A 13,790-nucleotide genomic window follows, 5' to 3' on the forward strand; every position below is an offset into this window, starting at 1 on the left:
CGGAGAAGCCGCTCTGGGCGGGAACGCCGGCCCGCACCCTCGCAGCGTTGAGGCTGGCGAATCGCCTCCGCCAGCAGCAAGAGCGATGTCACAAGCCGAGCGGTTCAACGGCTCGCTCGTGGCCTCCCGAGCCTTCCGCGCCGGTGTCGCCAGTGAGGTAGCGGCCGGGAGAGGTGCCGACGGTGCGCCGGAAGGCCGCGAGGAACGCGCTCGATGTCGCGTATCCCACGGCGTGTGCGGCCTGCGACACGGGACGGCCCTCGGCGAGCAGCGGTAGGGCCGCCCGCATGCGCATGTGGGTGCGCCAGCGATCGAAACTCATGCCGGTGTCGTGGACGAACAGCCGCGTCAGAGTCCGTCTGCTCACGCCGATGGCGCGGGCGTGCGCGTCGAGGCTGCGCGGGTCCGCCGGGTCCGCGAGCAGGGCGGCGGTAACGGCTCGGACGCGTGCGTCGACGGGCTCGGGCACGTCGATGGGCGTCGTCGGTAGCGGATGCAGCAGGTCCAGCACGACGCCCTCGGCCCGCAGCCGGACGTCGTCTTTCAGGTCGTGGCGGCCGAGGTAGGCGATCAAGTGGGCCAGCAGGCCGTCCACGGCGACCGGCGTGGGCGTCGTCCAGTCCAGGTGGCATCGTTCCGGGTCCAGGTAGAGGCTGCACAGCACCGCCTCGCGGGTCGCCCCGGTCCGATGGACGACGCCGGCCGGAAGCCACAGGGCGCGGGTGGGCGGCAGGACCCAATGGGCATCGCCGACGGCCACGCAGAGTACGCCGCGGCGGGTCCACGCCAGTTGGTGTTGGGGATGCCTGTGGGGGGCGATCCTTCGTGCCCCGCGAGCGACGAGGTGCCGCTCTGGTCGTGCTGTGCTTCGTGCAGTTCATGCTCGTCCTGGACGACACCGTCGTGAACGTCGCGCTGCCCAGCATCCGGGACGCTCTCGGCTTCGATGCCACCGGCCTCGCCTGGGTCGTCAACGCCTACTTCCTCGCCTTCGGCGGACTGCTGTTGCTGTTCGGGCGTGCGGCCGACCTCCTGGGCCGCCGCCGTGTCTTCCTGATCGGTGTCGGATTGTTCGGCGCGGCCAGTCTGGCCTGCGGGCTGGCTCAGGAGCCCTGGCAGCTGGTGGTCGGACGGTTCGTGCAGGGTGCGGGCGCCGCCATGGCCGGACCCGCCGCGCTGTCCCTGATCACGCTGCTGTTCCCGGGGACCGAAGAGCGCACCAAGGCGCTCGGTATCTGGGGCGGCATCGCGGGCCTGGGCGGCACCCTGGGCCTGGTGGTCTCCGGTGCCCTCACCGGTCTGGCCTCCTGGCGCTGGATCTTCTTGATCAACCTGCCCGTCGTCCTGGTCGCGTGCGCGCTGCTCCCGCGCCTGGTCCCCGAGAGCCGGGTCACCCGCGGGGCGCGCTTGGACGTCCCCGGTGCGGTGCTGGGCACCGGCACGGTCCTGCTTCTCGTCTACGGCCTGCTCCAGGCCGGCGAGTCGGGCTGGACGGGCGTGAGTGTCGTGGCGCCGATGTTCGCCGCCGTTGGCTTGGCGGCCGTGTTCCTCGTGGTCGAAGCCCATGCCGCCGACCCGCTGGTGCCCTTGCCCTTCCTTTCGTTTCGGACGCGCGCCGTCGGCAACGGCATGACCCTGCTCTTTTCGGCCGCCTTCTACGCGATGGCCTTCCTGCTGATGATCCACATGCAGACGGTCCTCGGCTACGGCCCGCTCAGGGCCGGTCTCGCCTACCTGCCCTACGGTGCCGGAATCCTCGCGGGCATGTGGCTGTCCTCCCGCGCGGTGATCAAACTCGGGATGCGTCCGACCCTGGTCCTGTCCTTCCTGGTCAGCGCCGCCGGACTGCTTCTGCTGTCGAGGGTGGCGCCGGGCGACGGCTACGCGGCCGGTGTCCTGCCGGGCATGCTCGTGACCAGCCTCGGCTGCGGCCTGAGTCTGCCCGCGCTGACGGTGGCCGCGGTCACGGGCACGACCGAGGAGGACGCCGGTCTCGGCTCCGCTCTGTTCAGCTCCGTACAACAGGTCGGTGGTGCCGTCGGAGTGGCGGTCCTGGTCGCTCTCGCCGCGCGCCGCACCGACGCCGCGGTCGACTCGGCAGGTCGGCTGCACGCAGCGACGGACGGCTTCTCTCTCGCGCTCACCGTCGCCGGAGGTCTTCTCGTGCTCGGCGCCGCTCTGATCGCCGTCCTGCTCGGCGATGGCCGTCCAGATGCCGGAGGTGACTCCGGTGCGGCCCCGACGCAACGCAGGGCGAAGCCAGGTGACGAGTCGGTCGACGCGGAACGCGACCCCTCTCCCTTGTGACGTGCGGATGTAGTGCGGTGGTTGTCGCCGAGCCGGACTGGTAGGGGTGCGAAATCCTCTCCACTCCACCTGGGACTAATACCCCCGGGCTGTATGTTACGGTCTGGCAGATACCCCCTAGGGGTAAGTCTCAGGAAGGGTGCACCCTCATGTCCGCAGATCCGAGGCGCTGGTGGGCGCTCGCCGTGCTCGCCACCGCCCAGTTCATGGTCATCATGGACACCTCGATCATCGGGGTCGCGCTCCCCGACATGCAGCGCGACCTCGGCTTCTCCCAGGGCGGCCTGCAATGGGTGTTCAACGCCTACGTCGTCGCCCTCGGGGGGCTCCTCCTGCTCGGCGGCAAGCTGTCGGACCTGCTCGGGGCGAGGCGCGTCTTCGCGGCGGGATGGCTGGTGCTGATCGGCGGCTCGGTGGTCGCGGCGGCCGCCACGGGCGCCGAGGCCGAGATCATCGGCCGCGCGATCCAGGGCGTCGGCTCCGCGCTGATCGCGCCGTCGGCGCTGACGCTGCTGATGGTCCTGTTCTCGGCGCGGCCCAGGGAACTGGCCAAGGCGATGGCCTTCTACGGCGCCGCGGCCCCGGCGGGCGGCACCGCCGGGGTGTTCCTCGGCGGCGTCATCACCGAGTGGCTGAGCTGGCCCTGGGTGTTCATCATCTACGTCCCGATCGGCCTGGCCACGCTGGCCGCGGTTCCGGCCGTCCTGCCGAACGTCCCCGGCCGCCGCACCGGCCTGGACGTGCTGGGCGCGCTCGCCGTCACGGCGGGGCTGGCCCTCGCCGTCTACGCGATCGTCCAGGCGCCCGGACGGGGCTGGGACGCCCCGGCGACCGCTCTCCAGCTCGGCGGCGCCGTCCTGCTGCTGGCCGCGTTCATCGGCGTCCAGCGGATCACCCGCGACCCGCTGATGCCGCTGTCGGTGTGGCGCACCCCGAACCTGGCCGGCGCCAACGTGGCGATGACGCTGCTGGGCGCCGCCTGGATCCCGATGTGGTACTTCCTCAACCTCTACCTCCAGCAGGTCCTGGGCTACGGGGCCTTCCCGAGCGGCGCGGCCCTGCTTCCGATGACGGCGCTGATGATGGTGCTGATGGTCGGCGTCACCGGACGGCTCATCGCCCGGTTCGGCACGAAGCCGCTCATTGTCACCGGCCTCGTGGTCCTCGCGGGCGGCCTGGCCGTCCTGTCCACGATCGACGCGGGCGGGAGCTTCGCCACCGACGTGCTGCCCGGGTCGCTGATCTCGGCGGTCGGCATGTCGCTGGTGTTCATCCCCGCCACCATGGCGGCGCTGAACGGCGTCGCACCCGAGCAGGGCGGACTGGCGTCGGGCATCGTCAACACGACCTACCAGGTCGGCTCGGCGATCGGGCTGGCGGCGATGACCGCCATCGCCACCTCGCGGGGCGCGGACGAGCTCGGCGACCTGCCCAGCTTGACCGACGGCTTCCGCGCCGCCTTCATCGGCGCGGCCGTCGTCGCCCTGGCGGGCGCCGTCCTGGCCCTGGTCACCCTGCGCACCCCCGCCGTCCCCGCGAACGCGGACGAGCCCGTGAAGGAGAGCATCTAGGCATGATCGGCTGTACCGGAACCGCCGCCCGGGTCACCGACCCGGGCGGCGCAGCCTGCCGGGGACGGACGTTCAGCCGATCGTGAGGGCGATGCCGCTTCCGACGCCGAGGACGAGTGAACCCGCGGCCGCCAGGTAGGCCGTTCCTTGGGCGACGCGGTCCAGGCGCCGATCCGGTTCGGTCTCGTGGGCGAATGCGGGCACGATCCAGCGCAGGTAGTAGAAGACGCTGGCGACGGAGTTGAGGGCGGCCACGACCGCCAGCCATGCGTAGCGGCCGTCCAGCGCGGCTCCGAACATCAGCAGCTTGCCGACGAACACGGCCGTGGGCGGAGTGCCCACCAAGCCCAGCAGGCAGATGACCAGGGAGAGTGCCAGAAGTCGGGAGCGGCGTATCAGCGCGGTATAGGCGGACAGTTCGTCGCGGCCAACGGCGATGACGACGGCGAACGCACCGATATTGGTGACCGCGTATGCGGCGAGATAGAACAGCAGCGCGGGCTCGGCGAGGTCGGTGCGCCCGGCCATCGCGATCGGGACCAGCAGGTAACCGGCCTGGCTGACGGTGGAGTAGGCGAGCAGTCGGCGGACGTTGTCCTGGGCGAACGCGGCGAGGTTGCCGAGCGTCATGGTCGCCGTGGCGGTGATCGCGATGAGCGGGGGCCAGTCGCCCGCGCCGGGTGGAAGGGCTTCGGTCGCGAAGCGGAAGAGGGCGGCGAAGGCCCCGATCTTCGGGACGGTGGTGACGAAGGCCGCCACCACCGGGGGAGCGCCTTCCGTGACGTCCGGGACCCAGAAGTGCGCCGGGACCGCGCCCGCCTTGAACAGAAGTCCGGCCAGCAGGAGCACCACGCCGACCGTGACCGCGCCGCCCGGGGCCGCCCCGAGCCCGGCGCGGAGCGTCCCGTAGGACGTGCCGCGGCCGAGCCCGTAGAGCAGGGTGACTCCGGCCAGCATGAGGATGCCCAGGAAGGCCCCCATGAGGTAGTACTTGAGCGCCGCCTCGGTGCCCGGCGCGTCCTTCCCGAAACCCGCGAGCGCGTAGCCCGGAATGCTCGCCAGCAGGTAGGCCGCGACCAGCACCAGCAGGTCGGACGCGGCGCCCAGCGCGATCGTGCCGAGCGCTGCCAGCAGAATGAGGACGTGGAACTCGCTCTCCCGCCGGTGCCCGCGCATCGGGCCCGCCGCGAGCACGATGACCAGCAGCGTCGCCGCCAGGACGACGGCCCGCGTCACATGGGTGACGGCGTCGAGCATGAACGCGTCGAAGGTCGTCAGGTCAGCCCGGTTCGCGGCGAGGGCCGTCGTGACCAGGCCCGCCACCAGGCCGGACGCGCAGATCAGCGCGACGATCCACTGCCGTGTTCGCGGCAGGAACGACCCGGTCAGCAGCCCGGCCACCGCCGCGCCGAGGACGGACAGCTCCGGCAGGAGGTCCGCCGGGTTCTCGCGCATCATCGCGCCACCAGCGAGACCACCGTCGCCGAGAACGGCTCGATGACGTCCAGGAGGAACCGGGGCGCGACCCCGATGACCACCGCGAGCACCAGCAGCGGGACGATCGCGCCGAGTTCGCTGCGATGCGCGTCGGTGACCCGCGCGGTGAGCTCGCCCGGCGGCCCGAGGACGGCGCGGTGCAGCAGGCGCAGGAACAGCGCGGCGGTGATGAGGATGCCCACGATCGCCAGCGCGCCGGCGACGGCGGTTCCGGTGCCGCCGCTGCCGATCACTCCGGTGAAGATCTGGAACTCGGCGATGAACCCGGCGAAGCCGGGCAGCCCGAGGGAGGCGAACGCGCCGACCGCGACGAGTCCGGAGAAGATCGGCGCGCGCCCGGCCAAGCCGCCGAAGCGTCCCATGTCATAGGTGCCGACCCGGCCGTAGAGCACCCCGGCCAGCAGGAACAGCTCGGCGGTGATCAGTCCGTGGCTCACCATCTGGGTGACCGCGCCGGTCACCGCCAGCCGCCGCGCCGCCTGATCGCCGGCGGCACCGGCGGCACCGGCGGCACCGAGCGCCACGATGATGTACCCCATGTGGTTGACCGAGGTGTAGGCGATCAGCCGCTTGAGGTCCTCCTGGGCGTAGGCGACCAGCGCGCCGTAGAGGACGCTGACCAGGCCCACGATGATGACGACCCAGGCGTAGCGGCGCCAGGCGTCCGGGAGCATGGGCATCGCGATGCGGACGAAGCCGTAGGTGCCCATTTTCAGCAGGATTCCGGCGAGGATCGCCGACCCGGCCGCGGGCGCGTCGGTGTGCGCGGGCGGCAGCCAGGTATGGAACGGCACGGTCGGCGTCTTGATGGCCAGGCCGACGCCGACCGCCAGCAGGACGAGCCCGCCGAGCCCCGCCGATGCGGCCGGCGGCGGCGTGCGGGTGAGCTCGACCATGTCGAAGGTGTGCGGCTCGGCTCCCAGGTAGAGCCCGATGAACCCCAGCAGCAGGACCAGCGAGCCGAGGAAGGTGTAGAGGAAGAACTTCAGCGCCGACCGCATCCTGTCGCCGTGTCCCCACCCGGCGATGACGAAGTACATCGCGACGATGGACAGGTCGAAGAACACGAAGAACAGCAGCAGGTCCAGGGCGGCGAACAGGCCGAGCGAGGCGGTCTGAAGAAAGAGGAAAAGCGCGGCGAAGGCCCGTACCTGCCGTTCCTGGCGCAGCGAGTAGATCGCGCAGGCCAGGAACAGGAGCGAGGTCAGGGCCAGCAACGGCAATGAGAGGCCGTCGACGCCGATGTGGTAACCGGCGCGGACGGACGGGATCCAGCGCGCATTCGTCTCGTAGGAGATCCCGTCGCCGGTGCCGCGCCCGATCCACAGTGCGATGACCAGGGCGAGGTCGACGGCGCACGCGGCGATCCACGTCCAGGTCACCGCCCGGTCGCCGAGCCCCGGCACCGCGTACAGCCCGAGCGCGACGGCGAGCGGAAGGAAGACCACGAGAGAGAGCACGTTCACCCGACCATGAGGACGACGACGATGAGCACGGCGAACAGCACCGCTGCCTGCGCGTAGTACGTGTGCGCCTGCCCGGTCTGCGGACGGCGGGCGAGGTCCGCCAGGCGGCGGGCTCCCCGGCCGATCGCGTTGACGAGCCCGTCAACCCTGATCTCGATCCGGCGGCCCGCGAGCGCGGCGGCGAGACGTCCCAGGGCGGCGGTCGCGCGCACTCCCGCGTCGATGACGCGGTCGTCGAACCGGGCGAGTGCGGTGGCCAGTGCGAACACCGGACGGGCGACGAGCAGCCCGGCGAGCCGTTCGAGATGGAGCCAGTTCAGTGCGGGCGCCGTCCAGGCCGTCCGGACCCGAGCGCCGTGCCGCATGAGAGCCCAGGTCACTGCCAGGACGAGCAACGCCAGAGCGGAGGAGAGCACCAGCTCGGCCGAGCCTGGGCCCTGCCCGTTTTCGGTATCGAGAAGGTTCCCCCACGCCTCGTCCACCGCCGGCAGGGCGAAGATCCCGAGTGCCGCCGAACCCAGGGCCAGCGCGGGCAGCGGCAGCCTTTCGAGCTGGCCGACGTGGCGTGTCCCGGTCTCCTCGGTGTCCAACCGCGTCGCCGCGTCGATCGGCCGGGTCACGGCGAACAGCGCACGCGCCGCGTACCCCGCCGAGAGCAGCGCGGCGGCGAGCCCCACCGCGTACAGCAGGGGAGACTCCTTCAGGGCCGCGCTGAGGATCGTGTCCTTGGTGGCCCACAGTGACAGCGGCGGCGCTCCGGCGAGGGCGAGCACTCCGACGCCGAACGTGATCCCTACCAGGCGGTACCGGCGGGCGGCGCCGTGCAGCTCGCCGAGGTCCTTGGTGCCGAGGGCACCTAGCCAGGCACCCGCACCGAGGAACAGCAGGCTCTTCACCGCGGCGTGCGCGACGAGATGCGCGGTCCCTCCGGCCACCGTGCCGACGCCCGCACCGAGCACCATGAACCCGATCTGCGCGCAGGTGGAGGCCGCCAGCAACTGCTTGAGGTCGCGTTGGGCCAGCGCGACCGCGCCCAGCAGGAGCGCGGTGAGCGCGCCCGCCCACGCCACCAGCGACGCCGCCCAACCGGTCGCGTCGAGCAGCGGTTCCAGGCGCAGCAGCAGGTAGGCCCCGGCCGCCACCATCGTCGCCGAGTGCAGCAACGCGGACACCGGGCTCGGGCCGTCCATGGCCCGCGACAGCCAGAACGAGAACGGCAACTGCGCCGACTTGCCCAGCGCGGCCAGGACGACGCCGACCGCGACCAGATCCCGCCAGAGCCCGCCCGCGCCGGCCAGGCCGTCGAGGTCCAGCGAACCGGTGCCGACCAGGGCGGCGCCCGCCGCGAAGTACAGGCCGAGGTCGCCGGTGCGCGTCGTGACGAACGAGATGCCGGCGGAACCGACGCGTCCCGGCTCACGCCACCAGAAGCCGATGAGCGCGTACGACATCGCGCCCATGACCTCCCAGCCCATCAGCAGGACGGCCAGGTCGGTCGCGGTAGCCGTCACGAGCATGGCCCCGGTGAACACCAGCATCAGCCCGAAGAAGCGCGCCCGGGACTCGTCCGGGGCGAACTCACCGGCGGCGAAGACCAGGACCGCGAGGCTGACCGACGTGACGGTCAGGACGAGGACGGCGGAAAGACCGTCCACCGCCAGGCCGGACGGCAAGTCGCCGAGCAGCGGGAACCGCACGGTCGGCCGAACCAGTGCCGCCGCGATCGCCAGCGACAGCGCGACGAGTGCGGCTCCGATGGCGATCGTGGGCGCCGTCCGGTCGATGCGGCGTCCGACGGCGAACCGCCCGGTGAGCAGCAGCACGCCGGTCACGATCGGGGCCGCCGGTAGGAGCCAGCCGAGAGCGCTCATCCCCTGAGGTCCCCGGCGTCGTCGGTCACGTCCACGTCGCGCGCGCGGAAGAGCGCGGTGACGACGGCGAACCCCATCGCCATCTCCAGGGCCATCACCGTGACGGCGACGAGCACCAGGACCTGGCCGTCCGCCGCCCCGGGCGCGATGTAGAACCAGAACGCGGCGCCCGCCACCAGCAGCCCGTTGATCATGAGTTCGAGACCCATCATCAGCATCACGACCGACTGCTGCGACAGCGCCCCGTAGAGGCCGACCGAGAACAGCGCGGCGGCCAGAAGGAGAAAGGCGTCGAGGCTCATTTCGCACCGCGCCCGCGGTCGGTCGGCCGGTCGTAGCGGCCCCGGTCGGTCGCCAGCACCACCGCGGCGATCATCGTCGCGAGGATGGCGATGCCGATCAGCATCATCGCGAGCATCTTCGGGCCCATGATCGCTTCACCGGCGGAGAAGGTCGGGTCGGCGGGCACGGTCCCGCGCCGCCGCGGCCAGGGGGTGAGGAGGATCCCGGCCGTCAGGGCGGCGAAGACGGTGCCGGAGATGGCGAGGGCTCCCCGGTTGTTGTGCACCATCGTCATCGGCATGAGCCCGCCCGGGTTCATCATGTACATGATCATGAAGACCGCCATGACCAGCATCTCCATGATCATCATCAGCACCACCAGGACGCCGAGGTAGTCGAGGTTGAGCAGCAGAAGCTCGACGCCGACGCACAGGAACGAGGCCAGCAGCGCGAAGGTCGCCCGTGCCATCGAGTCCACGACGAACACGGCCGCACCGAAGCCCACGGCCGCCACCGCCAGGACCCAGAACGCGACGGTCTGCATCCCACCCCCTCAGTTCACGACCACGACGCCGACCACCAGGGCCTGCAACAGCGTGGCCGGAATCAGGAGCATCCAGGCGGCCTCCATGAACCGGTCCATCCGCAGCACCGGGAACCGGCCTCGAACCCAGACCAGCAGGGCCAGCACCGCGTACGTCTTGACCAGCGACCAGGCCCATCCCGGCAGCCACGGCCCCGCGCCGCCGCCCAGGAACAGCGGCACCGCGGCCGCCGCCGCGACCGACAGCAACGCGAACCGCCCGGCGGAGAACACCAACCGGTCCGGCCCCGACAGCTCGGCCGCGACCCCGCCCGCGAGATCGTCCGCCACCGGGTGGCCCAGCGGTCCCCAGAACGCCATCGCGAGCGCCGACAGCAGGTAGGTGGCGAGTGCGACCGGCATCCAGACGGCGAACCAGAGACCGTCCTGCGCGGCCGCGACCCCACCGAAGTCGAGGGAACCGGCTCCGAGACCGGCGGTGATGAGGGCGAACATGTGCGGCAACTCGTAGGCCAGCCCCTGAGCCAGGAACCGGTACCCGCCGACCAGCGGGAACGCCGCGTTGACGCCCCAACCGGTCAGCCAGAGCGAAGCCCAGGCCACGACCTCCATCGCGTTGAACCACACCACGCCCACCGGCAGATCCCACACGCTCGTGTCGCCCAGCGGGATCACCGTCGCCGCCAGCAGCGCCGCGGTCGCGAGACTGATCACGCCGATCCGCGACAGCAGCACGTCGGGCGCGTGCGTACGCCTCCGCTGCTGGACGATCAGCCGGACGCCCTCCCGCAACGGGCCGACCACGCCGTCACCGGTGCGGAGCGCCGCGTCCATCGCCGCGGCCGAGTAGGCCAGGGCGCCGAGGACGACGGGAAGCGCCACGACCGTCCAGACCGGTACCGGCTCACTCACCGGGAGCCTCCGCTAGGGCGGCGACCTGGTCGAGGTCGGGGTCCAGGCTGGCGACGATCAGCCTCGCCGCCGCCAGCTCCGCGCCGTCCAGCAGCTCGGGGAGCATCGCGACGACGGCGGCGCTCGCCCGGCCGTCCACCGGGCCGCGCGGGCCGTCGATGCTCTCCACGGGTGCCGGATCGTTCAGCCGTTCCGAGGCTTCGGCGATGTCGCCGAGCCAGCCGGTCAGCCGGGTGAGCGCGTCGCCGGGGCGGCGGGCGGACGGTCCCTCAAGCTGAAGATTCTCCGCCTGCTCAGGGGTGATGGCGCCGACGCCGCTGAGCATCCACCGCAGCGTTCTCGACCTGCCGGTGCGGCGCACGAACCTGGCGACGCGGGGCGCGATCTCATTCTGCCCACCACCCGCGATGAGCTGATCACGCAGGAGGCGAGCCTGGTCGGCGGCCACCTCCCAGCCCGCGACGGCCAGCAATCGCCCCACGCTGTCGAGACGGCTTGCGGCCCGCCGTCGTTCCGCCTCACCGGTCGTGACCCGCTCTCCGGCGGCGGCTCGCAGCCACGGCTCGTCCCAGAAGGCCGGCCCGGACGCCGCGCCGCCCATCACGGCGGGCTCCACGCCTTGGAGGACGTCGCCCTGCACGGTCAGGTCGAGCACGAGCCCGGCAGGCCAGTCCGCGAGAGCCGGGCCCAGCGGGAGGTGCAGGACATCCAGCTTCAACCCGTCCCGGTCGGCCGCCCGCCCGGCCATGGCCAGCCCCATCGGAGTACCCATGTGATGCTCGTGGCCGCCATGGCCGCCGCCGTGCTCCATAGGGCCACCGTGATCATCCTCTTCGGCGGACGAACCTTCGTCGTGCCCAGCGTGATCAGGGTCGTGTCCGGCCTCAGGGCTTGCGTGGTCGTCTCCATGGCGCATCTCACCGTGGTCGGACCCGGGCGAGGCCCCGTGGTGGTGCTCATGCCCGGACATGTGATCGTCGTGTTCGCCCGTCCGCTCGGACTCGTCGGCGGGTGCCCACGGTCCGCGATCTCTGCGGGCTGCGGCGTCCGCCCATTGGGCAGGGACGTCGGCCAGTTCCCGTTGTGCGCGGTCGAGGTCAGCGGCGACTTCTTCGGCCGACGCCGCCTCGTCCAGCCGGACGAGGGATCGCGGACCCGGCATGCTCTCCCAGATGGTGTCCACCGCCGCCGCCAGATCCATTCCGGGACGTCCGCACACGACGAGGATCGCCGCCGCTGCCGGGGATGAGACCGGCCGTCCCCCGCGCCGGCGCAGCTCGGCCTCGACGAACAGCCTGGTCCGCGTCGCACCGGGTGCCGTGATGACGAAGGCGCGGGGACGCGCGTGGGCGAAGCGGAAGAGCCGCTCCCTCAGGCCCATCTGAACGCCCCCTCGCGCCACGCGTACACGACCCCGGCCATGAGGAGCGCGAGGAACCCGAACATCTCCACCACGGCCTTCGTCCCCACGGAGGCGACCACCACCGCCCACGGGTACATGAAGACCATCTCCATGTCGAAGGCCAGGAAGACCATCGTCACCACGTACCAGCGCACGTGATAGCGCGACACCGCATGCTCCCTGGGCACTCCGCCCGACAGGAACGGCCCGGTACCGAGGGTGCCGGGCGGCGCGTAGACGAACGACAGCGCGTATACGGCCACGACCACGGCGGCCAGCAAACCCAGCAGCGCGAGCACCGCTACGTACGACTGCATACCGGCCCCCTGAATCGACTCCTCCTACACGCCGTAGGAGATGATGCCCCACGGGTGCGCGATGGGGACCCCACCCCCGCCTCTGACCTGCGATCCCATGATTGCTGGCGCGGTCGGTAGGACGCGGCTCGTCGGGCCCCGCCCTACAGACCCGGAGCTTGAGGGCGCGACGATGGGCCCACGGCGACCTCTCCAACCCAGCATGGGCCGGCCGGAGGGTCCCAGGAAGACTCACCGGGCTTGCCGTCTTCGGACGGCTCGCTGGCACCGCCATGGCCTGTGCGGTCGGTCATAGTTGCCGGACCGCCTCAAACTGCTGGTCACCTCGTGACCAGACGGCTCAGGATAACGGGCTGTGCCGTTTCCGATCGAGGACCTGTCTCGCCCATTCCGCCGCCCGAGTGAATTGCTGCGTCTGATCGAGGCCGTACGCGCCCCGATGAGAAAGACGAGTCGCTGTGGCTGGAATGGAAGAACCCGCTGGATCTGACCTCGCAGCCTGGGCGGCTGCACTTGGTCCGGCAAATCCTGGGCTTCGCCAACCGGGCGCCGGAGGCGGCCGCGATCCCCAGCGCCTGGTGCAGAGCCTGCGGCCCTACCTCGGTACCGAGATCACCTGGACGCCCGAGTACGTCACCGTCGAGGGACGAGAGGTGCTGGTGGTGGAGATCGGCCCGCCCAAATCGGGTGACCCGATCCACTTCCTGCTCAAGGACCTGTTCATCACCAAGACGGTGAACACCGCGAGCGGGCCGGTGACCAAGCAGCACGGCTACCATCACGGCACCATCCTCATCCGCCGGCCCGGCGACACCGAGCGCGCCGACCACCACGAGCGGCAGATGCTGTTGCGCCGGGCCCGCGCCACCGGAACCCGCTTGCACGCGCGGGTGGTCGCCGACCGTCCAGAGATCGAGGCAGCGCCGGCGCTGGAGGAATGCTGGCCCGGTTCACCGAAGGTGAACGCGAGCGCCTGCTGGCCGCCCGTTACCAGCCGCCCGCCGACGAGCACGAGCGGCAACCGCGCGGCTTGCTGTCGACTGCCGCCGACCGTGCGCTGAGGGGATCCGCGCAGCCTGGAGGAGTATGCAGCGGAGATCGAGGCCCATCTGGAGCGGGTCTGCCCGGGTGTGCGGTACATCGACCCGGACTGGGAGGCCAGCTCTAAGGAGCTCGACCTCCCCGAGCCCCCCAAGCCCTACGGAACCCCGCGAAGCACCCGCGCTCTTGCCTGGCCCGTTGTGCCGCATCTCGCCATTTCGCCCGTGCGCCCGTATTTGAGGACGATCACCGATTGGCAGGCCGAACAGCGTCCCGAGGGGGTGCGGATCACCTTTAAGCCGGTCGACCTGCGAGCCCACGCCCGAGTGCTGCTGGAACCCGTTCCACTCGCCACAGCCCCGGGGGCCGCCGACCCGCTCGCCGTGCATTGGACCGCCGCCGGGATCGATGCCATCCGCCAAGACAACGGCACCATCGCGCTGACCGTGGTGCCCTCCACCCTGCCGATCCTGCAGGGCGGTTTGGTCGACGGCGACGACCCCGACGGCATGGCGGCCGGCGGCGCCGGAGCACGGACGACCTAGACGGCGCGTCGGGATATTTCCAGACAGGTCCACGC

Annotated in this window: 14 protein-coding genes; 5 read left to right on the top strand and 9 right to left on the bottom strand. The window is 71.4% G+C overall.

Features of this window, described 5'->3' with window-relative positions; translation table 11 throughout:
• Positions 1 to 88: 88 nt before the first annotated feature.
• On the bottom strand, positions 89 to 820 hold the full coding sequence (locus K2F47_RS17460; protein ID WP_308198430.1) for an AraC family transcriptional regulator: 732 nt from the start codon (positions 818 to 820) through the stop codon (positions 89 to 91).
• A 38-nt stretch (positions 821 to 858) separates the two neighbouring features.
• Between K2F47_RS17460 and K2F47_RS17465 the strand changes: the two genes are divergently transcribed.
• Positions 859 to 2,307, top strand: coding sequence for an MFS transporter (locus K2F47_RS17465; RefSeq protein WP_308198431.1), 1,449 nt, complete (start codon positions 859 to 861; stop codon positions 2,305 to 2,307).
• A 149-nt stretch (positions 2,308 to 2,456) separates the two neighbouring features.
• Positions 2,457 to 3,878 (top strand): MFS transporter, encoded by a 1,422-nt coding sequence (locus tag K2F47_RS17470; protein WP_242904585.1) that lies wholly within the window; start codon positions 2,457 to 2,459, stop codon positions 3,876 to 3,878.
• 72 nt (positions 3,879 to 3,950) lie between these two features.
• On the opposite strand, the gene K2F47_RS17475 is transcribed toward K2F47_RS17470, so the two are convergent.
• From K2F47_RS17475 to K2F47_RS17505, 7 genes are read right to left on the bottom strand one after another with little or no spacing between them, the layout of a single operon-like run.
• Positions 3,951 to 5,336 (bottom strand): NADH-quinone oxidoreductase subunit N, encoded by a 1,386-nt coding sequence (locus K2F47_RS17475; RefSeq protein ID WP_242904587.1) that lies wholly within the window; start codon positions 5,334 to 5,336, stop codon positions 3,951 to 3,953.
• Positions 5,333 to 6,841 carry a complex I subunit 4 family protein gene (locus K2F47_RS17480; RefSeq protein WP_242904596.1) on the bottom strand — a complete coding sequence of 503 codons (1,509 nt, stop codon included), beginning with the start codon at positions 6,839 to 6,841 and terminating at the stop codon, positions 5,333 to 5,335. The genes K2F47_RS17475 and K2F47_RS17480 overlap by 4 nt, the downstream gene beginning before the upstream one ends.
• Positions 6,838 to 8,712 carry an NADH-quinone oxidoreductase subunit 5 family protein gene (locus tag K2F47_RS17485; protein ID WP_242904598.1) on the bottom strand — a complete coding sequence of 625 codons (1,875 nt, stop codon included), beginning with the start codon at positions 8,710 to 8,712 and terminating at the stop codon, positions 6,838 to 6,840. Before K2F47_RS17485 ends, K2F47_RS17480 begins: the two co-directional genes overlap by 4 nt.
• Positions 8,709 to 9,014, bottom strand: a complete 306-nt coding sequence (gene nuoK / locus K2F47_RS17490) for an NADH-quinone oxidoreductase subunit NuoK (protein ID WP_242904605.1) — start codon at positions 9,012 to 9,014, stop codon at positions 8,709 to 8,711. Before nuoK ends, K2F47_RS17485 begins: the two co-directional genes overlap by 4 nt.
• Positions 9,011 to 9,538, bottom strand: coding sequence for an NADH-quinone oxidoreductase subunit J (locus K2F47_RS17495; RefSeq protein ID WP_242904606.1), 528 nt, complete (start codon positions 9,536 to 9,538; stop codon positions 9,011 to 9,013). Before K2F47_RS17495 ends, nuoK begins: the two co-directional genes overlap by 4 nt.
• A 9-nt stretch (positions 9,539 to 9,547) precedes the next feature.
• Positions 9,548 to 10,450: an NADH-quinone oxidoreductase subunit H gene (locus K2F47_RS17500; protein ID WP_242904608.1), complete on the bottom strand. Its 903-nt coding sequence runs from the start codon at positions 10,448 to 10,450 to the stop codon at positions 9,548 to 9,550.
• Positions 10,443 to 11,222: a hypothetical protein gene (locus K2F47_RS17505; protein WP_242904610.1), complete on the bottom strand. Its 780-nt coding sequence runs from the start codon at positions 11,220 to 11,222 to the stop codon at positions 10,443 to 10,445. The genes K2F47_RS17500 and K2F47_RS17505 overlap by 8 nt, the downstream gene beginning before the upstream one ends.
• On the opposite strand from K2F47_RS17505, the gene K2F47_RS17510 reads away from it, so the two are divergent.
• Positions 11,223 to 11,699, top strand: a complete 477-nt coding sequence (locus K2F47_RS17510) for a hypothetical protein (RefSeq protein ID WP_242904612.1) — start codon at positions 11,223 to 11,225, stop codon at positions 11,697 to 11,699.
• Positions 11,700 to 11,821: 122 nt separating this feature from the next.
• Here K2F47_RS17510 and K2F47_RS17515 read toward each other — a convergent pair whose 3' ends face one another.
• Positions 11,822 to 12,169: an NADH-quinone oxidoreductase subunit A gene (locus K2F47_RS17515; protein WP_242904614.1), complete on the bottom strand. Its 348-nt coding sequence runs from the start codon at positions 12,167 to 12,169 to the stop codon at positions 11,822 to 11,824.
• Between the two features lie 578 nt (positions 12,170 to 12,747).
• Between K2F47_RS17515 and K2F47_RS17520 the strand changes: the two genes are divergently transcribed.
• Positions 12,748 to 13,230, top strand: coding sequence for a hypothetical protein (locus tag K2F47_RS17520; RefSeq protein ID WP_242904616.1), 483 nt, complete (start codon positions 12,748 to 12,750; stop codon positions 13,228 to 13,230).
• A gap of 180 nt (positions 13,231 to 13,410) precedes the next feature.
• A complete protein-coding gene (locus tag K2F47_RS17525; protein WP_242904618.1) occupies positions 13,411 to 13,755 on the top strand; it encodes a hypothetical protein in 345 nt (114 codons plus the stop codon).
• The last annotated feature ends 35 nt before the right edge of the window (positions 13,756 to 13,790 follow it).

Origin of the sequence: Actinomadura terrae, from assembly GCF_022751215.1 — a bacterium.
GTDB lineage: Bacteria > Actinomycetota > Actinomycetes > Streptosporangiales > Streptosporangiaceae > Spirillospora > Spirillospora terrae.

Excerpts from the sequence above, each read along its gene's own strand:
- K2F47_RS17470 (WP_242904585.1), top strand. The coding sequence starts at position 2,457 with ATGTCCGCAGATCCGAGGCGCTGGTGGGCGCTCGCCGTGCTCGCCACC.
- K2F47_RS17475 (WP_242904587.1), bottom strand. The coding sequence starts at position 5,336 with ATGATGCGCGAGAACCCGGCGGACCTCCTGCCGGAGCTGTCCGTCCTC.
- K2F47_RS17485 (WP_242904598.1), bottom strand. The coding sequence starts at position 8,712 with ATGAGCGCTCTCGGCTGGCTCCTACCGGCGGCCCCGATCGTGACCGGC.
- nuoK (WP_242904605.1), bottom strand. The coding sequence starts at position 9,014 with ATGAGCCTCGACGCCTTTCTCCTTCTGGCCGCCGCGCTGTTCTCGGTC.
- K2F47_RS17495 (WP_242904606.1), bottom strand. The coding sequence starts at position 9,538 with ATGCAGACCGTCGCGTTCTGGGTCCTGGCGGTGGCGGCCGTGGGCTTC.
- K2F47_RS17505 (WP_242904610.1), bottom strand. The coding sequence starts at position 11,222 with ATGGGTACTCCGATGGGGCTGGCCATGGCCGGGCGGGCGGCCGACCGG.
- K2F47_RS17515 (WP_242904614.1), bottom strand. The coding sequence starts at position 12,169 with ATGCAGTCGTACGTAGCGGTGCTCGCGCTGCTGGGTTTGCTGGCCGCC.